This is a genomic window from Aquirufa nivalisilvae (genome assembly GCF_003143535.1).
Lineage (GTDB): Bacteria > Bacteroidota > Bacteroidia > Cytophagales > Spirosomataceae > Aquirufa > Aquirufa nivalisilvae.
Map to the genome: position 1 here is coordinate 1,749,686 of NZ_CP029346.1, position 26,155 is coordinate 1,775,840.

Here is a 26,155-nt window from a genome sequence, read left to right on the forward strand (position 1 = left end):
TGAAATTTAATCGGTTGATTAGAATGATATTTTTATCAAAATATTGTAAAATTGTAGTCTATGGAATCAAACAATCCCTCATCAATTTCTAAAAAAGCAAATTCTAGCTATAATCGTTCCAATCAACCTGCACGATTAAGTGATTTAGGCTTAGGAAAGCTTCCTCCGCAAGCACCTGAGTTAGAAGAAGCATTATTGGGGGCTTTGATGTTGGAAAAGGAACCCTTAGCCAACGTCATTGAATTATTGAAACCTGAGACTTTTTACAAAGAAGCTCATCAGAAGATATTTCAGGCCATTCAGGGATTGTTCCAAGCTTCGCAGCCTGTCGACTTACTAACCGTTAACAATTACCTAAAAGTTAATGGAGACTTAGAAAAAGCAGGAGGGACGAGTTATTTAGCCCAATTAACTTCGCGTGTAAGTTCCACGTCCAACGTAGAATTTCATGCTAGGATCATCATTGAGCAATTCATTAAACGTCAACTAATTCATGTTTCTTCTGAAATTCAGCGTTTAGCTTATGAAGATACGACTGACGTATTTCAAATTTTGGATCGTATGGAACAAGAATTGTTTTCCATTGCTGAATCCAATATCCGAAAGAACTACGAAAGTATGTCGGATATTTTGAAGAAGGCCATTGATGAATTAGAAAAGAAACAAAAGCAAAAAAGTGGTCTTACCGGTATTCCTTCAGGTTTTACGGAATTAGATCGCCATACTTCAGGTTGGCAAAAGCAAGAACTTATCATCATTGCCGCTCGTCCAGGTATGGGTAAAACGGCCTTTGTCGTTTCCGCTTGTAGAAATGCTGCTTTGGACTTTGGCCATGCAGTAGCCTTATTCTCGCTAGAGATGAGTTCGATTCAATTGGTCAATCGTATTGTTTCTGCTGAAGCTGAGATTGAAGCTGAAAAGATACGAAAAGGTAAATTAGAGCCGCATGAATGGCAACAATTGCACACCAAGATTGATAAATTATTCCAAGCACCTATTTATATCGACGATACTCCTGCTTTATCCATATTGGAATTAAGAGCTAAATGTCGTCGTTTGAAAGCTCAAAAGAACATTGAACTCATAGTCATTGACTACTTGCAATTGATGACAGGAGATACATCTGGAAAAGGAGCAAGTGGTAACCGTGAACAAGAAATTGCACAGATTTCCCGTGCATTAAAGCAATTGGCAAAAGAATTGGATGTACCAGTGATTGCGCTTTCTCAATTAAATCGTTCAACAGAAACTCGTGGAGGTAATAAAAAGCCTCAATTATCTGACCTTCGTGAATCGGGAGCCATAGAGCAAGATGCTGACCAGGTTATGTTCATCTATCGACCTGAGTACTATGGCATTACTACAGATGAACAAGGTAATTCCATTGCAGGAATGGGAGAGATCATCATGGCTAAAAACCGTTCTGGTTCCCTTGAAAATGTGTGGTTGAAGTTCATCGGTAAGTTCACCAAATATTGTGATTTGGATTTCCAACCTTTTGCGGATGGCAATGGAAATGGAGTATTCAACCTCAGTGAATTAGGGGATACTGCATCTCAATTTGAGCAAGGAAATAGTGATTCTGTTTTTAAAGGAAGTAAAATGAATTTACCTCCTGCAGATTTTGATCCTTTGAACGAACCTTTCTAGCTTTTTCTTAGTCGTAAGCGAACGATGTTTTCAACATGGTGTGTTTGCGGAAACATATCGACAGGATGAACAACATCCACCTCATACGCTTCATCTAACCAAGCCAAATCACGTGCTTGTGTAGCTGGATTACAACTTACATAGACAATTTTTTCGGGGCGAACTTGAAGAATTTGACGAACCACATCTTCATCCATACCAGCCCGAGGAGGGTCAGTTATAACCACTTGAGGTTTTCCATGAAGCGCAATGAATTCTTCTGTTAAAAGCTTTTTCATATCACCTGCAAAGAAGGAAGCTGTATCTATTTTATTATGAATTGCATTCATTTTGGCATCTTCTACTGCCATTTCTACATATTCTAATCCTACTACTTTGGCTGCATATTTGGCCAAAAACAAAGCAATAGTTCCTGTTCCAGTATACAAATCATACACTAACTCATCTCCTTGTAAATCAGCGTATTCTCTAACCAATTGATATAAACGTAAAGCTTGTTTGGCATTGGTTTGGAAAAAGGATTTAGGCCCAATCTGAAAACGCAAATCTTCCATTTGTTCTTCAATAAATGGCTTACCATGAAAACAAATGACATCCAAATCATGGAAAGTATCATTTCCTTTTTGATTCACCACATAATTCAAAGAAGTAATCATTGGGAAATTGCTTTTTAGGTAATTCATCACCAAGCTAATTTCTTCCTCCGTAGCATAAGCAAACTGTACGACCACCATCCATTCACCAGAACTTGCATTTCGTATAATCAGGTTACGTAAAGCGCCTTCTTGTTGATTTTTTAATTCATAAAATGAAATTCCATTGGCTTCTGCAAAATCACGAACACCATTTCGAATGGCATTGGAAGGATCGGGTTGTAAATAACAGTGATCTACAGGTAATATTTTATCGAAACGACCAGGAACGTGGAATCCTAGGGCATTCATGGAACCTAAATTATCTTTTCCAATCTCTTCAATGGTTAACCAGCGAGAAGATGAAAATGTGAATTCTAATTTATTACGGTAATAATATGCCTCATCAGAACCTAAAATAGGTTGAAATTCAGGCAATTTAACTTTAGCAATTCGCTCTAAATTATCCTTCACTTGGCGCTGTTTGAAAGCTAATTGAGCTTCATAAGAAACGTGTTGCCATTTACATCCACCGCATACGCCAAAATGAGTACAAGGAGCATCAGTCCTAAAAGGAGACAGTGCTTGAATGTTGATCGCCTGAGCTTGTTTGAATTTCTTTTTCGACTTAAGAATACGTAAATCGGCTATATCACCAGGGGCAACCGTACCTTGTACGAAAATAACTTCATCGTTTACCTTCGCAATGCATTTAGCTTCAGCTGCGAAATCAAGGATGGAAATTTGTTCTAGGACTTGGGGGATTTTATATTTTCTGGCGCTCATAAGGTAAATTCTGGCACAAAAATAGGGCTTTCATTTGGCTAGTCAATCAATTATGGGATAAAAGCTTAACTTTGAGAACAAATTTTGCATATGAAAAACAAAGTCGTCATTATCACAGGTGCTTCTTCTGGAATTGGAAAAGCCTTAGCATTTGAATATGGAAACAAAGGTGCCCAAGTCGTTATTACGGGTAGAAATGAAGCTAAGCTTGAAGAAGCGAAGGCGGAATTAGTTGCAGCCAATATTACCTGCCAAGCTATTGTTTGTGATAGTAGTTCAGAAGAACAAACCAGAGCCATGGTCGCTCAGGTAGTTCAAGAATTTGGAAGGATTGACATATTGATTAATAATGCGGGGATTTCCATGCGGTCCATGTTTGAAAATGTAGATCTGAAAGTATTGAAGCAATTGATGGACATCAATTTCTGGGGAACGGTGTATGCTACCCATGCTGCTTTGCCTTATATAAAAGAAAGTAAAGGAGGAATCATCGGTATTTCATCCATTGCGGGATACCGAGGTTTACCGGTAAGAACTGGTTATTCGGCTTCCAAATTTGCTATGAATGGCTTTTTAGAGGCATTGAGAACAGAATTATTAGAAACAGGTGTACATGTCTTAACGGCATGTCCTGGATTTACAGCTTCCAACATCCGAAATGCTTCTTTGAATTCAGAAGGTAAAATCACAGGTGATACAATGCGTGACGAAGAAAAAATGATGTCGGCAGAAGAAGTAGCGGCACGCATTTATACGGCCTTTGAACAAAAGAAAAAAACCTTAGTATTAACCTTCCAAGGAAAACTAACTGTCTTTTTAAACAAATGGCTGAATGGTTTGATGGATCGATTGGTGTACAATACCTTGAAAAAGGAAAAAGATAGCCCGCTGAAATAATGTAGAATGTAGAATTAAGAATGTAGAATATAAAATTGTCAATTATTTGATTTTGAAAATACCACATAGATAAACATTCATTATTAATTCTGTATCTCTAATTCTTCATTCCTAATTCTACATTCTTCATTCCTAATTCTACATTCTAAAGTAAAAGCCCTGCCCGACAATGTCAAGCAGGGCAGTACAACCCTTTTAACTTACCACTCTATTTTTTTTAGAGGTTAAACCTCTTAATGAAAATCGCAATTAATGAGGAACGAGCTCTGTAAATACGGCGTCGAATTCCTTACTTTTTTGTTCAAAATAGGACGATGCAAAATCAAACTCTTGCATTAACATCAAGAAATAATTTTTCTCAAAAACTAAAAATTTTGATGTTTGAAGTGTTTCAGCAGAAAAGCTATGCTTTTTGCCTTCAAGCACTTCACTGATACCTAGAAATATAGGATTGGCGTGATAAATAATACCTTCTGGGGAATTGAACGACTTTAAAGCAATTTCACCTCCTTGAAAATAAAATACAAACTCCGCTTTCTGACCTTGACGGAACAAAAATTCGTTAGCTAAATAGTTGATTTCTATTCCGCTAGCTAGTACTTTACGTTCGGTCTCGATCATTTGATCCATACTTTTTAAAATTTGTTTACGAAAGTAGATTTACTCTGGAATTAATTTCATGACAATGCTCATGTTTTGACCTGCTTTTTATCATTAACAGAGCAGTTTTTTCAGAGGAACTTTGAAAAAAGATTGAGTTTATGATGGAACAACCTGTCCATACCACCCTAACAAAAAACATCTGCTATCACTGTGGAGAGCCATTTGTTGACGAAATCATCGAATTTCAAGAGAAGGAATTTTGCTGTCAGGGATGTAAAAATGTGTATGAGCTCCTGAACGATCATGAATTAAGTAACTACTACACCTGTGATGTAAATCCAGGTATTTCGCCTAGTAATCAAAACTTTGATTACCTCAACAAACCTGCTTTTAGGGATAAACTAATTCAGTTTTCAAATCAAGAAGTTTCAAAAGTCAGTTTTAATCTCCCCAGTATTCACTGTAGGTCCTGTTTATATATATTAGAAAACCTACACAAACTGAATCCTGGAATTATTAAAACGCAATTGAATTTTGGAAAGAAGGATTTGAGTATTTGGTTTAAAGAAAATGAGATTAGTTTAGGCGAATTGGCCTCATTATTGGCAAAAATTGGATATGAACCTCTTTTAGCCGAAGAATCCGAAGGCAAAGAGAAGAAAAAAAGACTTTCTCAACAAACACAACTCTTCATCAAACTAGGTGTTGCCGGCTTTTGTGCTGGCAACATCATGCTTTTTAGTTTTCCTGAATATTTAGGTATTGAAGATGGAAGTTTAAAGAACTTATTCGGCTATTTAAACCTGGTCTTGGGGTCTGTAGCTTTATTTTACTCAGGTTCAGATTATTTCAAAAACATTTGGGCGCACTTAAAATTGAAAAAAATAACCATTGAAATGCCTATACTTTTAGGCGTTATGGTGGGTTACTCCCGAAGTGTTTATGAAATCCTGAGTCACACTGGAGCAGGTTATATGGATTCTGTTTCTGGACTTTTGTTTTTTCTGTTGGTAGGGAAATGGTTTCAACAAAAATCCTTTGATTTTTTATCCTTTGAAAGAAAGTATACCTCATACTTTCCTTTGGTCATTACTAAAATCATTCATGGAAATGAGGAAACAGCACCATTAAGTGAAATCAAAGTAGGAGATTGTTTGCGTATCCGGAATGAAGAGATCATTCCAGCTGATGCGATTTTGATGAAAGGGAAAAGTAACATGGATTATAGTTTTGTTACAGGAGAAAGCGAATGGGTTCCCATACAATCTGGAAACTTAATCTATGCAGGAGGGAGGCATCATGGAGAAATGATCGAAATTGAAGTCAAAAAAGACCTCCAACAAAGTCATTTAACCCAATTATGGGAACAGCAAGCGTTTAAAGATCCTAGTTTTAAAATGGAAAACTGGGAAAACTTTGCCAATCAAGTTGGAGTATATTTTACCATTGGCCTAATTACTTTGGCAACAGTCGTAGCAGCATACTGGATACAGGCTGATCCAAGTAAATGGCAGAATTCGGTGGTCAGTATTTTAGTGATTGCTTGTCCTTGTGCATTAGCTATTTCATATCCATTTGCACTAGGTCATGGCGTTCGTTGGCTGTCTAAATTCCACTTATATGTCAAGGATATTCAGGCATTAGAACGTATGGGGCAGGTTGACACCTTAGTTTTTGACAAAACAGGAACGTTAACCCTTGCCAAATCTGAGGCTCCTAAAAATCAATTAAATCGTCATATCAGTGAACAGGAATTAGATCTTTTATATTCTTTATCTGTACAGTCTACGCATCCTCTTTCTCGTCGACTTTGTGCTTATATGCAGAGCCTAGGCAACAGAAATTTAATCAACTTATCTTCCTTCAAGGAAATCCCTGGTAAAGGTTTGGAAGCAAAATGGGGGGATTTGACAATTAAACTTGGATCTGCCAAATTTTTAGACATTAATTATCATTCGCCTCAGGACTTCTATTCATCTGAATCTCAATTATTTATACAAATAGGAGAGGAATCGCTTGGATATTTGGACTTCCCATGGGAAAACCGAGATGGCGTAGAATACATGCTCCGAAAATTACAGCATCACTATGATGTATATTTAGTTTCTGGAGATAAAGCCAGTCATGCAACGAGCTTAAAAGATTGGTTTTCAGAAGAAGGCCACATGAAGTTTGAATGCAGTCCTATGGATAAAATGGAATTCATTCGAGAACTACAATCTCAAGGAAAAAAAGTCATGATGATAGGAGATGGGTTGAATGATGCAGGTGCCTTACAACAAGCACATGTAGGGATAGCCGTTTCAGATGATCACTTACATTTTACACCCGCCAGTGATGCCATTTTGCAAGGCCGTTCGCTAAGTCGCTTACCTGAATTTTTGCAATTCTCCCAAAAGGCAATTACCTTAATCAAAATGAGTTTCTTGTTATCCTTGGTATATAATGCCATCGGACTAAGTTTTGCAGTACAAGGGAATTTATCTCCATTAGTGGCTGCCATCTTAATGCCCGTAAATTCAATTAGTATGTTGATTATCGCTACTTGGGGAATGAATATTTATGGTAGGCAAATTAAAAACAAATTGAAATCATATACAGTACACAACTTAGCTGAGGAAAATCATATTTTAAGCCCCGATATAAAAAGAACTTTACAAAGTAGTATGGAGTACTAAAACTCTTTCTGCAATCCTTGTTCTCTAAATAATAGTGCCATGGAAATAATGTACTTAATGATTTTTTTGAGTTTACTCATGGCCATCGGTTTCCTGTTAGCCTTTATTTGGTTTGTACGCTCAGGACAACAAGATGACCTCATTACTCCAGGCATGCGCATTCTTAATGATGATAAAAAGACTATTAATTAATCTCAATTTAAACGCTTATGAAGTCACAAACGACTACTTTGGATCAATTCTCGTACGACAATAAAACCGTTCGGAATTTCGCCATTGCAACCATTATCTGGGGTATTGTTGGAATGCTTGTTGGGGTCATCATTGCCTCGCAGTTATTCGAACCTGCAATGAACGTCACTCAATACGGAACATTTGGTCGTATACGTCCACTGCATACCAATGCCGTGATTTTTGCTTTTGTGGGTAATGCCATCTTTGCAGGTGTGTATTATTCCCTTCAAAGGCTTTTAAAAGCACGTATGTTCAGTGATTTTCTTTCGTCGTTCCACTTTTGGGGTTGGCAATTAATCATTGTAGCTGCAGCTATTACATTACCATTAGGTATTACAACTTCTCACGAATATGCTGAATTGGAATGGCCAATTGATATTGCCATTACATTGGTATGGGTAGCATTCGGTATCAATATGTTTGGTACAATCATCAAACGTAGAGAGCGTCACCTATATGTGGCTATTTGGTTTTACATTGCCACATTTGTTACTGTAGCTGTTTTACACTTAACTAACTCGGTACAGTTACCTATTTCGCTTTTCAAAAGTTATTATGTGTACGCTGGCGTTCAAGATGCATTAATTCAGTGGTGGTATGGACATAATGCGGTTGCATTCTTCTTAACCACTCCATTCCTAGGTTTAATGTATTATTTTCTACCTAAAATGGCCAATCGTCCAGTGTATTCTTATCGTTTATCTATTTTACACTTCTGGGCTTTGATATTTATATATATCTGGGCTGGTCCTCACCACTTACTTTACTCTAGCTTACCTGATTGGGCACAATCGTTAGGGGTAGTATTCTCTATTATGTTGATTGCACCATCTTGGGGTGGTATGATTAATGGTTTGTTGACCTTGCGTGGTGCTTGGGATCAAGTACGAGAAAATACGATCTTGAAATTTATGGTAGTGGGTATCACTACTTATGGTATGGCCACATTTGAAGGCCCTATGTTAAGTTTAAAAAATGTGAACGCTATTGCTCACTTTACTGACTGGATTGTAGCGCACGTTCACGTTGGAGCTTTAGGATGGAATGGTTTCTTAACTTTCGCAATCTTGTATTGGATGGTTCCACGTATTTTCCAAACTACTTTATTTTCTGAAAAATTAGTAAAAACTCACTTCTGGATAGGGACTCTAGGAATTGCCTTCTATGCTATCCCGATGTATATCTCTGGTTTCACTCAAGGAATGATGTGGAAGCAGTTTACTCCAGAAGGAACATTGCAATATGGTAACTTCTTAGATACTACGTTGCAAATCATTCCTATGCACCAAATGCGTGCTTTGGGAGGAACCTTGTACTTAATAGGTGCTATTTTAATGGCCTACAACTTGTTCAAAACGATGGCACAAGGTACGCTTTTAGCTAACGAACCTGCTGAAGCTGCTCCACTAGAAGTTATTGTTTCTGAAAAAGAAGTAAAAGGCTTGCACTGGCATAGCTGGATTGAAAGAAGACCAATTCAATTATTGATTGGTTCTTTAATCATGATTTTGGTGGGTTCTTTAGTTGAATTAATTCCAACTTTTATGGTTAAATCCAATGTACCAACCATTGCAGCGGTACAACCATATACTTCTTTAGAATTAGAAGGACGTGATATTTATATCCGCGAGGGTTGTGTCAACTGTCACTCGCAATTAGTAAGACCATTCCGTAGTGAAACAGAGCGTTATGGTGAGTTTTCTAAATCAGGTGAGTTTGTTTACGATCACCCTTTCTTGTGGGGATCAAAAAGAACAGGACCAGATTTGCATCGTGAAGGAGGAAAATATCCCGATTCATGGCATTATCATCACATGCGAGAACCTTCATCTATGTCACCTGGATCCATCATGCCAGCTTACGATTGGTTGTATGAGCAAAGTTTAAATACGTCTCAAACACAAGCAAAATTGAAAGCAATGAAGACCTTGGGCGTTCCATATGATGATGTTCAAATCAAAAATGCTGTAAAAGACTTAGAAGCTCAATCGAAAGAAATTCAAGCTCGTTTAGCAGAAGAAAAAATCAAAGTAAGTTCAGATAAAGAGATTATCGCTTTGATCGCTTATTTACAAAGATTAGGTACAGACATTTCTAAAAAATAAGACCATGTTTAAGCAATTTATTTCCACGATACCAGGAGCTGATTCCTATATGATATTTTCATTATTGGTATTCTTAGTATTCTTTGTTTTGGTAGGCGTTTATTTGTTCTGGATGGATAAAAAACATTTAGACAAAATGCGAAAAATGCCTCTAGAATAGGTCTTAAAGATTTTTGATAACATTTATTCATAACAATATGTTTAATTCATTCACAGAAATTTGGTTAATCAGCTTGATACTTTTAACAAGCATTTTGGTATTAATCGTCACGATGCAGCTTTCTTCTGCACTAAAGAAATTAACCTTAGATCCAACTAAACAGGAGGAGGAAGCTTCCTTAAGTTGGTGGCAGAAATTTACTGGATTAAAGCCTTTAGAAAAGGAAAAAGATCTAGAAATGGAACACCAATACGATGGAATTGTGGAGTTAGATAATCCAACTCCACCTTGGTTTATGTATCTGTTTTATATTACAATCTTATTTGGTGTCGTTTATTTATTCTATTATCACATAGCTCAAGATGGCAATACCCAAGAGACGGAATACAAAACAGAAGTAGCGATTGCTGAGAAAGCCAGAGACGAATACATGAAGAAATTCGCCAATTCAGTTAACGAGGATAATGTAAAGGCCCTAAGTGCTGCAAAAGATTTAACAGAGGGTTCTACTATTTATTCTACAAATTGTGTAGCTTGTCATGGTGATAAAGGTCAAGGTGGCGTAGGTCCAAATTTAACCGATGTGTATTGGTTACACGGTGGAAGTATTAAGGACTTATTCCATACCATCACGAATGGTGTACCAGAAAAAGGGATGATTGCCTGGAACAAAACATTGAATCCTATTCAAATTCAACAAGTTTCTTCCTACATTCTAACTTTACAAGGAAGTAACCCTCCAGGGGCTAAAGAACCTCAAGGTACTGAGCAAAAATAGTAATCAAATCTCAACTTATATGAAACAGAATGTTGGACGTACAGATCGGATTGCGCGAATTGCTGCTGCGGTAGCGCTTGCCATCTTAACCTATGCTGGGATAATTCCTGAGAATTTATCCGTAGTAGTATATGTAGTTGCGGGCATTATTGCCTTAACAGGAATTGTTCGTTTTTGCCCCCTGTATAAACCTTTTGGTATAAGTACTTGTAGAGAAAAGGCTCCATTTTAAGTTAAAAAGGTCCGGAAACGGACCTTCTTTTTTATATGTCAAATATCAGTTTAGAAAATGATGATTATCGTAATCATCTATATAATCAAACCAAAGATGGTAAACGTCTTTGGATATACCCCGGTAGAATCATAGGTCGATTATATCGCCTAAGAACCTATTTCTCCTACCTATTGATGCTCTTGCTTTTTGGATTGCCTTGGGTAGAAAGAAAAGGTGAACCCGTATTTTTATTTAATGTTATCGAGCGGAAATTCATCTTTTTTGGTGTTCCTTTCTTTCCTCAGGATTTCCATTTAGTAGCTCTTGGCTTGGTTGCCTCATTAATCTTCATCAGCTTATTCACCGTTTTGTTTGGTCGGGTATGGTGTGGATGGGCATGTCCGCAAACCATCTTCATGGAAATGTTATTTCGTAAAATAGAATATTGGATTGATGGAGATGATAAAGCTCAAAAAAGATTGGATGCCGCACCTTGGGATAGTAGTAAAATAATTAAACGAGTTAGTAAACATAGCTTATTCATTCTATTGTCATTCGCCATTTCGAATACCTTTTTGATGTATATCTTGGGGAAAAAGGAATGGATTAAATTGGTGACTGAACCTCCTTTAGAACATTTGGCTGGCTTATTTGCTATCCTATTATTTACTGGTACCTTTTATTTTGTCTTTGCTAGATTCCGGGAGTTAGTATGTATCGTGGTTTGTCCTTACGGTCGCCTTCAAGGGGTTTTGCTCGATAATAATTCCATATTGGTTTCCTATGATCACCAACGAGGAGAGCCTAGGGGAAAGATACAAAAAGGCGTTGATCAGAGCCATCAAGGAGATTGCATTGATTGTCATTGGTGTGTACGAGTTTGCCCAACAGGAATTGATATACGGAATGGTAGTAATCAACTAGAGTGCATTGGTTGTACATCTTGCATAGATGCATGTGATGAAGTCATGGAAAAAATCAATAAGCCTAAAAACTTAATCCGATATGATTCTGTCAATGGTATCAATGAAAAGAAAAAATTGAAATTCAATTTAAGAATTGGTGCATACAGCGGGGTGTTGGTATTATTAGTGGCAGCAATTGCCTTTTTATTACTCACGAGAAGTCCATGGGAAACTACTTTATTAAGAACTCCTGGCATGACTTTCCAATTGGATGAAAAAAACAAAGAAGTGAGTAATTTGTACTCCATTGAGATTTTGAACAAATCGCTGGATTTGCAAAATTTAGAGTTTCAAATTGAGGCCCCCATGCGTATTCAATGGGTTGGAACACCACCAAATGGTATCGAACCTGGTAAAATGGTGAAGTCAGAATTTTTCATCAAAGCACCCATGGGTGCATGGAAAAGTAAAGACAAAGTTGAAATTCAAATCCTGAATAAAGAGGGTAAAAAAGAAACAATCAAAACTAGATTTATACAACCTGATGAGTAATACAGAAAAAAAATCGTTGAATTGGGGACATGCCATCATTGGTGTATTTATACTTTTTGGTGCATTTATGGCCTATTTTTATGTCAATATGACGCATGAAACCATCGAATTGGTTGGTGATCATTACTATGAAGATGGACAGAAATTTCAAAAGAAAATAGATCAAAGAAAGGAAACGGCCTTATTAGCTAAAAAGGTAGAACTACAGTTTAATTCCACAACTAAAGAAGTCAAATTAAACATACCCAATGGCTCGCATGATATCAAAGTTAATTTCTTTCGTCCTTCATCTGCTGCGCAAGACAAGTCGTTTACATTGAAAAATCCAAGTGATAGCATCTGGACTATTCCTGGAGAATTCTTGTCGAAAGGTCCCTGGAAAATTAATATTGAATGGATGGTGGTAGATAAAAGCTATCTTGAAGATCATCGTATTTTAGTTCCTTAATGCAAACTTGGTATCTCAGCTTTTTAATAGGTTTAGCAGGTAGCTGGCATTGTGTGGCTATGTGTGGCCCTATTATGCTTCATGTAAGGCAAAAGAACCAACAAGCCAATACCGGTACGATTATCTATCAAATAGGCCGAATTTTAACTTATTCTATTCTTGGCTTAGTTGTAGCCAGTATGGGCTCTATTTGGATATTCCCAACATGGTGGCATTTTTATTACTTATTTGCAGGAATAGTTTTGGTTTTACTATCCAGTGGAAAACTTAAAGACAGTTCATTCGATTTTCTGTATCGTTGGATAGGGAAACCATTACAAAAATCGGGGAGAGGAATGGGAATCATTGGCCATTTCTTTTTAGGTATGGGAAATGGATTGTTACCCTGCGGTTTAGTGATTGGAGGACTTAGTTTAGCCTTAATTCAACCGAGTCCCATGTTGGGCGCCTGGACTATGTTTATATTTGGCTTAAGTACATTACCTGCCATCACCACGGCTATATTAGGTTTTCGGTGGTTAGAAAACAAGCAAAAGAATTTAATGCAATACGTGAAGTACTTGAGCTGGGCTGTCGCTTTTTTGCTCTTGTTTCGGGGAGCATGGGGAATAGGAATGAGTCACTCGAATTACTTGAAGAACTCTCCACTCAGTCCTATTATTTGTCATCCATTTAGCTCTAATAGCGCAAATTTGCCAGTTTATTAACATCTAAGAGGGTCATTTCACTTCCTCTTATTTCCAATAAACCTTCTTTTTTAAAATCACTTAATGTTCGAATGACTGTCTCGGTAGCCGTACCCACACGAGAGGCTAAATCTTCTCGAGATAGGCGAATTACCACAGGCCCATTGACATCTTTCCCATAAGTCTTAGCTAACTCAACTAAAGCCATAGAAACCCTAATACGTAAAGATTGATAAGCCATGGAAACTAAGATTTTCTCATTCTTCATGAGATAGCTTGTTAAGGCCTTTCTGAAATAAATCTCTAAATGAATATTTTGCTTAAGTAAATCTTTGAACTCATTGGAGGAAATACTTAAAATCACAGACTCCTCTAAAGCTTCTGCTGTTTCTCGATAAATTTGATTTTCAAGAATATCCACATAGCCAAAAAACTCACCTTCTTTGATGAATGAGGTAATAAAATACTTTCCTTCACGGTTAGTATGGTATGTTTTAATTTTGCCTTTTTCTAAGAAAAACAAACGAGATGGACTATCGCCTTCCGTATATATACTTTGCTTTTTCTGCACATGATGTGTCCTTTTCTCTCCATCAAAATGGGTGAAATCAAGAAAATTTAAGGCTTTTTGAGCTAAAGAAACTTCAGTTTGTAATTCCGCATCTACAAACCCTTCTGTTCGCTGAAGTGATTTCTTTTTTAACCTAGTTTCAATAGAACGTAATAGTTCTACTTCTTGAAATGGCTTAGTCAAAAAATCATCAGCGCCCATCTCCATGCCTTTGCGCATATCCGAACGATCTGTTTTGGCCGTTAAGAAAATAAACGGAACTTTTGAAAGATATTCATGATTTGAAAATACCTGTAAAACACCAAAACCATCTAGGTGCGGCATCATGATATCACAAATCACTAAGTCAGGTAAATTTTGTTGAGCCATTCGAACCCCTTCAATACCATCAGCTGCAGTTTCTACCACATAACCTGATAATTCCAGCAATTCAGCCGTGTTCTCGCGGATATCATCACTGTCTTCAATAAGTAATATTTTATTCATCATGGTTTAATCTCGGTATTTCTATGGTAAGTTGAGTTCCTTGGTTCAATTCTGATTCTAATTTCAGTTGACCATTGATCAATTCCAAATATCGGTCAATTAGATGTAATCCCAAACCAGTTCCAGGAATTACGGTAGCATTACTTCCTCTGAAAAATCTTTCAAATAAATGTTTTTTATCTTCCTCACTAATTCCAATTCCTTTATCACAGATCGTGATTTTTAAGATGTTATTTTCCTCTTTAACGATTAAATCAACGCTATCATTGGAAAATTTCAAGGCATTGGAAAGAGCATTCAATAAGATTTTTCTTAAAACAGATTCATCACTCACCCAGGTTTCGGGAGCATCAAAATCCAAGATAATTTTTTGATTGTTTTTTTTATACGGAATCAGATCTGCTTTAATTTCTAAAAACAAGGGTTCCAATTCAATCGTCGAAGCATGAATCTCAACATGCCCAGATTCTAGTTTTCCTACCGATAAAAATTCCTCTAAAATCATCGTTAAATGATTTACAGAAGCCTTTATACGTCGGATATGCTGTTCTCTTTTTTCTTGCTCTTCTGCTTTTTGATACTTCTCCAACAAAGTTGCAGAACTTAAAATAGAGGTAAGGGGAGTCCTAAACTCATGAGAAGCCATGGACACGAAACGAGTTTTTAAATCTCCTAACTCCTTTTCCTTTTGTAAGGCATTTTCTAATTCTAAGGTATTAGCTTCTAATTTCTCTAAGGTATTTTGTAATGCTTGCGTTCTTGCTTTTACTTCCTCTTCTAAGGTTTCATTCAATTGATTGATCTCCTGATTCTTCAAAATCAGCTCCATTTCTACCTTGCGTTTCAAGGTCACATCACTAATAAAAGCGATGTAAAACATTTGACCATCTTCTTTAAAATGGCTTAAACTAATTTCAACAGGAAAGAGAGATTCATCTTTTCTTTTAGCCTTCAAATCCAAACCAACGCCCATAGGCCGATCTTGTGGATGTTCGGCATATTTTGCTTGATGTCCATGATGCCGAGATCGCAAGTGATTGGGAATCAGTATATCAATATTCTTACCCTTTAATTCATTGGGGGCGTAACCAAATAGACGATCCGCAAAATTGTTTGTCATGATGACATTACTCGAAGAATCCGTCACCAGAATACCAATCGCTGCCTCATTGAAGATAGCTTCATATTGAAATCTGGAAACAATAGACTGAGACATATCCGCAAATTAATCCAACTAAATTACAACATTTGACTTCTTTTACAATTAATTTAAGGATGATATGCTGATTTCTGATGCTTCAACACATCTTCAATATAAAAATGGACATCCTTGAATTTTCCTTCGGCATACTGTTGCCCTTGATCAAAAAAATGAGGTGAATGAACATCTCCACTTTGTCCACCTGCTAATAAAGATTTAGCTTTAATTTTTGGCCCAAATTCTACAGCACAAATAAAACTATTCCCATTCACCCCATACCATTTCTTGGTATTAGAAAAAGCCTTGCTATTATATGATGGTAACATACCCCAGGTAGAAGAAGCGAAAGGAACAGGGTAGCTAGCCTGTGCATCATCAAAAGCCAATTCAACTTGATTTCCAATACGTTGTAAGCGATTTAACTCTCCCCACGCTACTTGCCAGGTTCCCCAATTTTTATTTAAATCTTGCAAATCGATTTCTAAGACTTGACACATTTCTTCACCCTTACCTGATGCAATGTAGGCTTCTATGCTTTGTATCAAGTCGATTTCTCCACCAAACATCTGTTTTCTTGGTATTTTCAAAAGCATTTTTTGGCCCCATTGAATGGCTAAGGTTTGAGCTACTGAATTTAACCTAGCATGGTAATCCCAACGTTTCAGCGTATCAATTGCCCACTTGAAAAAAGCAGAGCTATTAGTCATATTTCTTGATTCTCCAGCCTTGACTAAAGCTGGAATCAGTAATTCAAAGGCGGTTAACTTGCGATTATAACCAAGATGAATCAACTCATCTAAATTAAGTTTTGCGGAAGTAGAAAATAATCGAAAAGCATTTCTGTCTCGGAAGTTTTCTGCATCTGGAGCCATATACACTGGATATTTCGATTTTTGTGGGCTAGAAAACCCTGAAACCGTAAAAGGAGTAGAATTGCAATTTTGAATCCAGCCACTTGCAGGGTCTATGGACTGCACAATTTCCTTCAATGGATGTAAACCCTTCCAATCCAGAGACGATTTTGTTCCATCTTGAACCAAGGACCAATCGATTTCAGGTTGTCTTTTAGGTACAAAATTACCATGCCAATAAGCTATTCGACCGTTTTTACCAGCATAAACTGTGTTGTTGGACGTATTAGCCCGCATGTTCATCACCGATTGAAATTCTTCAAAACTTCTGGTTTTAGTTCTAGCCCAACTTTGGATTAAACTTTTAATGGATCGATTATATGACTTTACTGAAATCCATTTTCCATTTCTTTCGGCCATAATTGGTCCTCGATGATTAAAATAAACTGGAATGGATAGTGCAGGCTGCCCTTTGGCTTGTAAAACAATGCGTTGCTCTTTAATTGGAAGCCATTTCCCATCTAAAAGATATTCTCTGCCTTGCTTTCCTTCACGGGTAGTTTCTGCATAATTATCGGCGACATCCACCTGACTCGAAGTATGCATCCAACCTCCAAATTGATTAAATCCTTGATATACGAAAAATTGACCCCAGGTTACAGCTCCGTATACATGTAATCCCTGTTCGCTATTTACGTGCACTTCTGGTCGAAAATAAAAGGTAACATGAGGATTAATATAGAAAAGAGAATTCCCCGATCTTGATTTAGCAGGACCTACGGCAAAACCATTTGAACCTGTTAGATCTGCCTCTGGATCCAAAGGATTCTTTTTTATGTAACTTAATTTATTTCCTGATAAGCCATAAAACTTGGCAACCTCCGCTTGATTGACACTGCCTGTGGAAATGGCTCCAATGCTTCCGTCTGTCCATAATAGGGGATACCATGGTTCAAAATGAGATAATAAGGCTGGTTTAACTTCTGGATGTTTGTACAAATAATAGTTTATTCCATCAGCATAAGCTTGCAGTAATTTCTTTAACCAAAGAGGACTTGTTTGATATTCTTGTTTCGCTTCTTCCTGACTGATTATCAAACGAATATATAAATCATTCGCTAATTCACTAGGGCCAAAAACTTCGGCTTTACGGCCTAATTTCTCGATATAGTTCATTTCAACTCGCATAAAATCATCTTCACATTGGGCGTATAACAAGCCAAATACCGCATCAGCATCGGATTTTCCATAAATATGGGGAACACCATATTCATCTCGAATAATTTTTACTCGTTTGGATTGAGCTTTCCATGCATTTAATTGATTAGGATTGATTTCTATGGCCTGACACAGATTGGTTCCAAAGAAAATCAAACAGAGGGAGAGGAGGATAATTCTAAATTTCATAGTGTTGATGTTAATCAAACAAAAATACATTTTTTTCATGGTCAGCCTGAATAATTTCCAGAACATACTCCAAATCACCTAAGAGATTCCTTTTTTTCAAGATACGGGTATAAAATATGTGGCTTTGTCTTTTTATGTTTGTAATTCTGATTGAAAAATTTTGCTTTTGAAAACCATATTTACCATGAAATTAAAATTTCTTTATGCGCTTGGGCTAGTTTCCGCAATATCCTATTCTTGTAGTAATTCTTTGGAAAAAGATACTTACCGTGTCATTCTTGAGGATCAAGATAATTTGGCAGAAAAAGCTAAGACTGCCAAAGAAAAATTACCTATAAAAATTGCCCCTGGTTTACAGATAACTCGATTTGCTTCTGATTCCTTAGCCCCAGATCCAGTTGGAATTGATATGGATGATAAAGGAGCGGTATACATTACTCGTACCAATCGTGGTAAATATTCGGAATTTGATATTCGTGGACATCGTGATTGGATGACAGAATCCATTGGTTTTCAGTCGGTCGCTGATAGAAAAGCATTTTTACATAAGACTTTTGCTTCAGAAAATTCTGCCAAAAACGATTGGTTACCCGATTTAAACAAGGATGGTATTCATGATGTGAATGACCTCAAAGTAGAAAAAGAAGAAATCTGGAAAATTGAAGACAAAAATGGAGATGGATTAGCTGATCAAGCTACACGAGTATTTAATGGATTTCACGAAGAGTACACCGACGTCGCTGGAGGGATTTTGATCCGTAAAAAAGATGCTTTTATAGCAGTTGGACCTGATTTATGGCGTTTAAATAACACGAAGAAAAATGGTTTATTAACAGAACCAGTATCTATATCCACTGGTTATGGCGTTCATATTGGATTTGGAGGCCATGGAATGTCTGGGGTCATAGAAGGTCCAGATGGTAAAATTTATTGGCAAATTGGAGATATTGGAGCCAACATTACCGCTTTAGATGGCAAGCAATACAAATATCCTAATTCAGGAGTAATTGTACGTTCAAATCCTGATGGAAGTAATTTTGAAGTATTTGCTTCTGGATTACGTAATACACATGAATTCGTATTTGATCACTATGGTAATTTAATTAGTTCTGACAATGATGGTGACCATCCAGGCGAAAGTGAGCGTTTAGTACATATTGTAGAAGGTTCAGATGCGGGTTGGAGATCCAACTGGCAGTACGGTAAATATACTGACCCAGGAAATAATTTATACAAAGTATGGATGGATGAAAAATTGTACGTGCCTCGTTGGAAAGGACAAGCTGCATACATCATTCCTCCAATCAGAAACTACCATAATGGACCTACCGGAATGTTATTTAATCCGGGAACTGCCCTAGGTAAAAAATGGACTAATAAATTCTTTTTAGTGGAATTTGTAGGCAATCCTAATGCCTCCCACATTTGGTCATTTGATTTAAAACCTAAGGGTGCGACTTTTGATTTTAAATCTGAAGAAGATGTGGTTAGTGGAATTTTACCAACTGGTATGCGCTTTGGACCAGATGGTGCTTTGTATGCTGCCGACTGGGTAAACGGTTGGGATGTGAAACACTATGGACGAGTTTGGAAAATTGATGTAGATGCTAAAAACAATGATTTAGAAAAAGAAAGAGCAGAAACTAAGCGTTTAATTCAATTGGATTATGAGAAGCAACATGCTAACACTTTGTATGATTTATTATTCTACAACGACTTACGTGTACGCATGAAAGCCCAATTTGAGTTAGCTAAAAGAGGCAATGCTTCTGTAGCAATATTTCAAAAAGCTATTCAACAAAAAGAAAATCAATTGGCTCGTATTCATGGAATATGGGGAATGGGACAGCTTGGTGCCACAGATGTTAAAGTGGGAGCCTTGTTAGGTGAACAATTGCAAGATCAAGATGAGGAAATAGTAGCTCAAGCAGCAAAAGTTTTGGGGGACATTTTTAATAAAGATCATGAAGGTCGATTGATTCAATTAATTGATTCCAAAAACCCACGGGTAAGTTTCTTTGCTTGTCAAGCAGTAGGACGAATCAAATCGGAAAATGCCATTCCTAGTTTATTAAAGCTCATTGAAAAAAATAACGATGAAGATCATTATATCCGCCATGCCGCAGTTTTAGCATTAGCTAGAATTGGAAAAGAAGAACCTTTGGTGGCCTTGGCAAGTTCATCAAATACTGCCTTAAAAACAGCAGCAGTGTTAGTATTACGTCGTTTATCTAGTCCCAAAGTCGCTTTATTTTTACAAGACTCCGATGAATATATTGCTACAGAAGCAGCCAGAGCTATCAATGACGATGAATCTATTCCTGCAGCACTACCTGCTTTAGCAGCCGCATTAAACAATAAAGCTTGGAAAGGAGAACCATTATTACGTAGAGCTATCAACGCTTGTTTACGTGTTGGTACTAGCAAAGAAATCGATGCATTAATTCAATTCAGTGAGAGAAATGATATATCTGATGTCATTCGTGCAGAGGCAATTGCTACCTTAGGTTCATGGGCTAACCCATCTGTGTTAGATCGTGTAGATGGTCGTCATAGAGGCCAATTACAAAGAAATCCAGCTGATGTGGTGGGTCGTATTTATCCTAAGATTGCTACTTTTCTAAGAAGTACTAATCCTGAAGTTCTGATTGCCACAGCGAAATTATTATCGGAATTAAAAATGACTGATTTCAAGAGTGAGCAGACTCAAATTTTCTTGAATCATGCGAATGCGAAAGTGAGAGCAGCTCATTTAAGTTCCTTAGTAGCCTTGAAAGATGCCAATTTGTCCTTAATTATTCAGAAAGGAATGAACGATGCCGATAGGAGTGTTCGAGGAGCTTCTCTTGGTTTCTTAGATAAAGTGGATTTATCTAAAGCTCAATTGCCGAATGTGGTAAATCCTATCATAGAAAAGGGGAGCGTTGTTGAGCAACAGCAATTATTACAAAGTATTGGTAAAATGCCTGTCGATAAAACAGAAGATGTTTTGGCTGATTTAATTCAACGCATGATAGGGAATAAATTATCCAATGACATTCGCTTAGATTTAGTGGAAGCAGTAGAGGCTACTAACTCTCAAAGATTAATTGCCAAATTAGATGCCTTGAAAACAAAAGGTACGCTGACAGATGAATTTAAAGATGCCATGTTTGGTGGAAGTATTCAAGCTGGAAATGCCATTTTCTACAGAAATCAAACAGTTCAATGCGTTCGCTGTCACAATGCTGGTGGAGAAGGAGGCATTGTTGGACCTTCTTTAAAAGGTATTGGCCGTCGTTTAAGTAGAGAGCAAATTTTACAAGCTTTAATTGAGCCAAGTGCGCGAATTGCGCCAGGTTATGGCACTATTAATTTGAAATTAACAGATGGTCAAGAAGTTAGTGGAACGGTTATTTCTGAAACGGAAAGTATGATTCAGTTGAAAACATCAGAAGCTGAGCCTTTGAAAATTGCAATATCTCGTATCAAGTCTAGAGAGAATTTTCCATCTAGTATGCCACCAATGGGAAGCCTAATGTCTAAGAGAGAAATTAGGGATGTCGTAGAATTTTTATCATCTTTAAGAAATTAAATTTACATTTGTGCCGTTATAGGTTATTATGAAATTCAATTCTCGCTTCTTATTGTTTATCAGTATCTTCTTCTTCATGGTTACGGCCTCGATGAAGCATGTTATTGGTATTACTCAAGAAAGTGCAATTGGTAACAATGTTAAGGTTAATAAAACAGAGCAGAAAGAGCTTAGTTTTTTTAACCTTTTATTTGAAGAAGACCGCGACAACACAGAAGAGGATGATGAAGTAGAAAATCTTCATTTTGACTTTTCTAATTTTGATTTACCTAGCCATTTTTCATTTAACAATCCCTACTCTGGGGCATTAAGAGCTGTTGCTATTCCATCTTCGATGATCAATAGTGATTCTCCAACTTCATTTTTCATTTTATTTAGGAATATCAGGATTTAGGAATAATCGTATAGGTTTTCCTTTATTTAATTCGCCTAATTGGATTCTATCCAAATTTTACCACCGCACATTGATTTTTCTTTCAAAAATTGTCAGTCAATTTTATAGTATTAGGAGAAATGAATGCGCTAACATGAAAAATGAAAATGAAAAATGTAACGTCTCAAATCCCTAAAGATGGAATAGCTGGCTTGAAAGAAAATTTCAGTGCTGATGCTGTTTCTGGTTTTATTGTATTTTTATTAGCCTTGCCTTTAAGCTTAGGGATTGCTAAAGCTTCTGAATTCCCTCCATTGATGGGATTATTAACGGCCATCATTGGCGGTATTCTTGTCAGTTTATTTTCCGGTTCTAGATTAACTATTAAAGGTCCAGCAGCTGGACTTATTGTCATTATTGTAGGCGCTGTTGCCGATTTTGGTGGGGGAGAGCAAGGGTGGCATTATGCCTTAGGTGCTATTGTAGTTGCGGGTATTGTACAAATACTTTTTGGTGTATTTAAACTAGGTAAGCTAGTTGATTTCTTCCCGCTTTCAGCTGTTCATGGCATGTTGGCTGCTATTGGCTTAATCATTATATTCAAACAGATTCCTGTTTTATTAAATGTCAACCCAATTTTAGCCAAAGGAAAAAGTCCATTTGAATTAGCTGCATCTATTCCTCAGTTTGTGATGAATTTAGATCGTAACGGAGCAATCGTCGGTATCTTAAGTTTTATCATCATGATGACTTGGCAAAAGATTCCTGTCAACTTTTTACGCAAAATCCCTGCTGCTTTAATTGTATTGTGTATCGCTATTCCAGCAGAGATATTTTTAGATTTCAAGCATACTGAACCAGCTTCTGCTTTAGTAAAAATTGGTAGTTTGATTGACAACATTCATGTCAATGTGGACTTTGCTGGGTTTGCCAATAAAATGGTATTTATCAAGTATGTGGTCATGTTTGCTTTGGTTGGCTCATTAGAGTCATTGTTGACCGTTAAGGCCATTGACATGCAGGATCCATTCAAGCGTAAATCAAATCCAAACAAAGATTTAATTGCGGTGGGTATAGGAAATACTTTAGCAGGGATATTAGGTGGTTTACCTATGATTTCAGAAGTAGCACGTAGCTCTGCGAATGTAAACAATGGTGCTAAAACACGTTGGGCAAATTTTTTCCACGGTTTCTTCATTTTGGTATTTGTGGTATTTGCAGCTCCAGTCATTGAACTTATTCCCAATGCTGCATTAGCAGCAATGTTAGTTTCAGTAGGTATCAAACTAGCGCATCCAAAAGAATTCATCCATATTTTTAATATTGGTAAAGGTCAGTTGGCTATTTTCTTGGTAACTATTTTCTTTACCTTGTATGAAGATTTGTTAATTGGTATTGCGGCTGGTATGTTAGTCAAGATTCTAATACATATTTTGAATGGTGCACCTATTTCCAGTTTCTTTAAATCCAATGTTGCGGTATCATTTAATGATGATCAATATTTAGTTGAAGTATCTAAAGCGGCCGTATTTACAAATTATATGGGATTAAAAGCTAAATTAGATGCCATTCCACAAGGAATGCATGTAACAATGGACTTTAGTAATACGCATTTAGTAGATCACTCCGTGATGGAAAACTTGCATCATTTTGAGGCAGATTATATTTCGGCAGGGGGTACATTTACCATCATCGGATTTGATGAGCATATTTTACTTTCTGAACACAAATTGGCAGCTAGAAAAAAGAAACAAGCAATTTCTTAATTTCATTTTGAGATTCACATCTCATTCCGCCTACATTTTTCATTCATTCCCATGAGAATATTAATTCTCATGGGAATAATAAATTGAGGAAGATGACTTCAACACATAAGGTATTTCATGTAGAGCATGTACTACACGAATTAAAACATTATTTACCCGCACAGGCTCCATTAATGGATTTTGTGCATCATAATACGTTGCATGCCTTCCAACATTTACCATTTCATGAGGCACTTAGAAAGGCACAAACTACACTTGGTTACCAAGTATACCTGAGCATAGATCAGTTTCGTGAACTTTATCATGCTAAACGAATCAATGACGATATTTTAAATAATGTCATTGAAAAGAAAAAAGGCGCCAAAAAAACAACTCAGTGGAAATACAAATTATTACACCAAGAGCTGGATGGCTTACCTAACCCTAGAATTGGTGCTTTAAGGGGTCAATGGAAAAAGGTGTTCAATATCGATTTGGATTCAATGGTTCATCCCAATCTATTTCGTTTGATTTCAAGTTATTTAGATCAAGGTATTTCCATTTGGCACTTTCCTATTGAGAATAAAAGTTTTTTAGAAGCCATTAAGGAGCTTGAAAGAAAAAGTTGGGTTAGTTTATTTAAGGGGAAAAGAGCTAAAAAAATGCTCTTAGATGAACATACCACCTTAGAAGACTTATTAACTATTTTAGTTGGTTCACATCCTCATTTGTTTGAGCAGTACCTTTTTGATCAGCAATTTGCTCATCAAGGATGGTCAGGAATGGTTTCTACCGTAGAAGATTTACCACAAACTTTACTAGATCGTAGACAAATTAGTCTGCATGATTTAATCATGTTAGAATGTCTATTAGAAATAGATACCATTGATTATCTGTTATCGAGTGGATGGAACGGTTTAGGAAATACCTTAGAACATCAACTTCCATCATTATTAGACCCTATTGAGCATTCTGAGGTCATGGAAATTCTATCCATTTTCCAAGAAGCGTTTGAATGGACGTATTATGATCAGGTTTTAGCTGGAATTCAACAAGAATCAAAAATTCCAAAAAGAACTGGCAGTAAGAGCTTTCAGGGATTATTTTGTATTGATGACCGCGAATGTTCATTCCGTAGATATTTAGAATCCATTGACCCTCAGTGTGATACTTATGGTACTCCTGGATTCTTTAGTGTAGAATTCTTTTATCAACCAATAGGAGGTAAATTCTATTCCAAGCTTTGTCCTGCACCCGTTACACCCAAATTCTTAATCAAAGAAATTGGGGATGAAAAGAAAAGAGAAACAGAACTACATTTCTCCAAACACAGCCATAATTTTTATACAGGCTGGATTATTTCTCAAACTTTAGGTTTTTGGTCTGCTCTCAAATTATTTGGCAATATTTTTAAACCTAGTATGAGTCCAGCTACAGCCTCATCCTTGCGTCACATGGATAAGTTTTCCCAATTACAGGTGGATTATGATGCTTTGTTCCAGCAAGAAAATAGTTTACAAATTGGCTTTAAGATTGAGGAAATGGCCAATCGAGTAGAAGGAATGCTCAAAAGTATTGGCTTGGTGGATAATTTCGCTCCCATTGTATACGCAGTAGGTCATGGTGCCAGTTCTGTCAATAATCCTCATTATGCTGCCTATGATTGTGGAGCATGTTCTGGTAGAGCAGGCTCAGTAAATGCACGTGTAGTAAGCAAAATGGCCAATAAACCAGAAGTTCGAGCTATATTAAAAGAAAGAGGCATTGACATTCCAGATTCAACCATTTTTGTGGGAGGATTACATGATACTACGCGCGACGAAGTCGTTTTTTATGATGATGAAATCAAAGATCCTATTTATCAAAAATTACATGAGCAACATGTAAAGGTATTTGAAAAAGCTCTTGATTTAAATGCCAAAGAACGTTCTAGACGTTTTGAGTCGATCAATACGCAACTGAGCCCGAAGGAAATTCATGAAAAGATCCGCCTTCGTTCTGTATCACTATTTGAGCCTCGTCCTGAATTAAATCATGCGACGAATGCCTTGTGTTTGGTTGGCCGTAGAGAGCTTTCCAAGGGTATTTTCTTAGATAGGAGATCTTTCTTAAACTCGTTTGATTATCGGGTAGATCAAGAGGGAAATTATTTATTAAACATTTTAAAAGCTGCCGCACCCGTTTGTGGTGGAATTAATTTAGAATATTACTTCTCCCGCGTAGACAGCGAAAAATTGGGTGCTGGAACTAAATTACCCCACAATGTCATGGGATTGTTTGGAGTCGCAAATGGAATAGATGGGGATTTACGTCCTGGTTTACCTTCCCAAATGACCGAAGTTCATGATCCTATTCGATTATTACTTATCGTAGAACACTTCCCAGATGTTGTGTTAAGAACCATCCAAAAATCTCCTGAGACATATGAATGGTTTATCAACGATTGGGTCATCTTAGCTTCCGTCAATCCTGAAACAAAAGAAGTCCAAATATTCGAAAAAGGGCAATTCTATCCTTATCAGCCGATCAATAAACAATTAGATCATATTCGTGAAATCGAAAGCTTATTGGAAAGTAATCAAGAGAATTTCCCCGTGTATTTAATCCAACAAGACTAAT

20 protein-coding genes are annotated in these 26,155 nt (G+C 36.8%); 15 read left to right on the forward strand and 5 right to left on the reverse strand.

The features are described from left to right. The first annotated feature begins 60 nt into the window (after nt 1-60). The gene (gene dnaB / locus HME7025_RS07745) at nt 61-1,650 is read left to right on the forward strand and encodes a replicative DNA helicase (protein WP_109323085.1); all 1,590 of its coding nucleotides are present in this window, start codon (nt 61-63) and stop codon (nt 1,648-1,650) included. Here dnaB and rlmD read toward each other — a convergent pair. Then, nucleotides 1,647-3,068: a 23S rRNA (uracil(1939)-C(5))-methyltransferase RlmD gene (gene rlmD / locus HME7025_RS07750; RefSeq protein WP_109323086.1), complete on the reverse strand. Its 1,422-nt coding sequence runs from the start codon at nt 3,066-3,068 to the stop codon at nt 1,647-1,649. The genes dnaB and rlmD overlap by 4 nt on opposite strands. A 90-nt stretch (nt 3,069-3,158) precedes the next feature. Between rlmD and HME7025_RS07755 the strand changes: the two genes are divergently transcribed. After that, nucleotides 3,159-3,965 carry an SDR family oxidoreductase gene (locus HME7025_RS07755; RefSeq protein ID WP_109323087.1) on the forward strand — a complete coding sequence of 269 codons (807 nt, stop codon included), beginning with the start codon at nt 3,159-3,161 and terminating at the stop codon, nt 3,963-3,965. Nucleotides 3,966-4,214: 249 nt separating this feature from the next. On the opposite strand, the gene HME7025_RS07760 is transcribed toward HME7025_RS07755, so the two are convergent. Continuing rightward, nucleotides 4,215-4,595 (reverse strand): cyclic nucleotide-binding domain-containing protein, encoded by a 381-nt coding sequence (locus HME7025_RS07760; RefSeq protein ID WP_109323088.1) that lies wholly within the window; start codon nt 4,593-4,595, stop codon nt 4,215-4,217. A 131-nt stretch (nt 4,596-4,726) separates the two neighbouring features. Between HME7025_RS07760 and HME7025_RS07765 the strand changes: the two genes are divergently transcribed. The 9 genes from HME7025_RS07765 to HME7025_RS07805 are packed head-to-tail and all read left to right on the forward strand — an operon-like array spanning nt 4,727 to nt 13,349. Then, entirely contained in the window at nt 4,727-7,246 is a 2,520-nt protein-coding gene (locus HME7025_RS07765) for a heavy metal translocating P-type ATPase (protein ID WP_109323089.1), read from the forward strand. A gap of 39 nt (nt 7,247-7,285) precedes the next feature. Continuing rightward, the gene (ccoS, locus tag HME7025_RS07770) at nt 7,286-7,438 is read left to right on the forward strand and encodes a cbb3-type cytochrome oxidase assembly protein CcoS (RefSeq protein WP_109323090.1); all 153 of its coding nucleotides are present in this window, start codon (nt 7,286-7,288) and stop codon (nt 7,436-7,438) included. Between the two features lie 17 nt (nt 7,439-7,455). Continuing rightward, nucleotides 7,456-9,585, forward strand: a complete 2,130-nt coding sequence (gene ccoN / locus HME7025_RS07775) for a cytochrome-c oxidase, cbb3-type subunit I (RefSeq protein ID WP_109323091.1) — start codon at nt 7,456-7,458, stop codon at nt 9,583-9,585. Between the two features lie 4 nt (nt 9,586-9,589). Beyond that, the gene (locus tag HME7025_RS07780; protein WP_109323092.1) at nt 9,590-9,745 is read left to right on the forward strand and encodes a CcoQ/FixQ family Cbb3-type cytochrome c oxidase assembly chaperone; all 156 of its coding nucleotides are present in this window, start codon (nt 9,590-9,592) and stop codon (nt 9,743-9,745) included. A 37-nt stretch (nt 9,746-9,782) separates the two neighbouring features. Beyond that, complete coding sequence (locus HME7025_RS07785) at nt 9,783-10,523, forward strand: cbb3-type cytochrome c oxidase N-terminal domain-containing protein (RefSeq protein WP_109323093.1); 741 nt, start codon at nt 9,783-9,785, stop codon at nt 10,521-10,523. 19 nt (nt 10,524-10,542) lie between these two features. Further along, on the forward strand, nt 10,543-10,755 hold the full coding sequence (locus HME7025_RS07790) for a YgaP family membrane protein (RefSeq protein ID WP_109323094.1): 213 nt from the start codon (nt 10,543-10,545) through the stop codon (nt 10,753-10,755). A 35-nt stretch (nt 10,756-10,790) separates the two neighbouring features. Then, nucleotides 10,791-12,194 carry a cytochrome c oxidase accessory protein CcoG gene (gene ccoG / locus HME7025_RS07795; protein ID WP_109323095.1) on the forward strand — a complete coding sequence of 468 codons (1,404 nt, stop codon included), beginning with the start codon at nt 10,791-10,793 and terminating at the stop codon, nt 12,192-12,194. After that, nucleotides 12,187-12,642 (forward strand): FixH family protein, encoded by a 456-nt coding sequence (locus tag HME7025_RS07800; RefSeq protein WP_109323096.1) that lies wholly within the window; start codon nt 12,187-12,189, stop codon nt 12,640-12,642. Before ccoG ends, HME7025_RS07800 begins: the two co-directional genes overlap by 8 nt. Next, nucleotides 12,642-13,349: a sulfite exporter TauE/SafE family protein gene (locus HME7025_RS07805; RefSeq protein ID WP_109323097.1), complete on the forward strand. Its 708-nt coding sequence runs from the start codon at nt 12,642-12,644 to the stop codon at nt 13,347-13,349. The genes HME7025_RS07800 and HME7025_RS07805 overlap by 1 nt, the downstream gene beginning before the upstream one ends. On the opposite strand, the gene HME7025_RS07810 is transcribed toward HME7025_RS07805, so the two are convergent. Genes HME7025_RS07810 through HME7025_RS07820 form a run of 3 tightly spaced genes read right to left on the reverse strand, consistent with a single transcriptional unit; the run spans nt 13,321 to nt 17,844 of the window. Next, nucleotides 13,321-14,388 (reverse strand): response regulator, encoded by a 1,068-nt coding sequence (locus tag HME7025_RS07810; protein ID WP_226998194.1) that lies wholly within the window; start codon nt 14,386-14,388, stop codon nt 13,321-13,323. The genes HME7025_RS07805 and HME7025_RS07810 overlap by 29 nt on opposite strands. Further along, nucleotides 14,378-15,601 (reverse strand): PAS domain-containing sensor histidine kinase, encoded by a 1,224-nt coding sequence (locus HME7025_RS07815; protein ID WP_109323098.1) that lies wholly within the window; start codon nt 15,599-15,601, stop codon nt 14,378-14,380. The genes HME7025_RS07810 and HME7025_RS07815 overlap by 11 nt, the downstream gene beginning before the upstream one ends. A gap of 53 nt (nt 15,602-15,654) precedes the next feature. After that, nucleotides 15,655-17,844, reverse strand: coding sequence for a penicillin acylase family protein (locus HME7025_RS07820; RefSeq protein WP_109325051.1), 2,190 nt, complete (start codon nt 17,842-17,844; stop codon nt 15,655-15,657). Between the two features lie 184 nt (nt 17,845-18,028). On the opposite strand from HME7025_RS07820, the gene HME7025_RS07825 reads away from it, so the two are divergent. The 4 genes from HME7025_RS07825 to HME7025_RS07840 all read left to right on the forward strand — a co-directional run bounded on the left by HME7025_RS07825 (nt 18,029) and on the right by HME7025_RS07840 (nt 26,154). Beyond that, nucleotides 18,029-21,418, forward strand: a complete 3,390-nt coding sequence (locus tag HME7025_RS07825) for a HEAT repeat domain-containing protein (protein WP_109323099.1) — start codon at nt 18,029-18,031, stop codon at nt 21,416-21,418. A 28-nt stretch (nt 21,419-21,446) separates the two neighbouring features. Then, nucleotides 21,447-21,812, forward strand: a complete 366-nt coding sequence (locus HME7025_RS07830; protein ID WP_109323100.1) for a hypothetical protein — start codon at nt 21,447-21,449, stop codon at nt 21,810-21,812. Nucleotides 21,813-21,958: 146 nt separating this feature from the next. Then, nucleotides 21,959-23,557, forward strand: a complete 1,599-nt coding sequence (locus HME7025_RS07835; RefSeq protein WP_109325054.1) for a SulP family inorganic anion transporter — start codon at nt 21,959-21,961, stop codon at nt 23,555-23,557. Between the two features lie 92 nt (nt 23,558-23,649). Continuing rightward, entirely contained in the window at nt 23,650-26,154 is a 2,505-nt protein-coding gene (locus HME7025_RS07840; RefSeq protein WP_109323101.1) for a YbcC family protein, read from the forward strand. Nucleotide 26,155 lies beyond the last annotated feature (1 nt).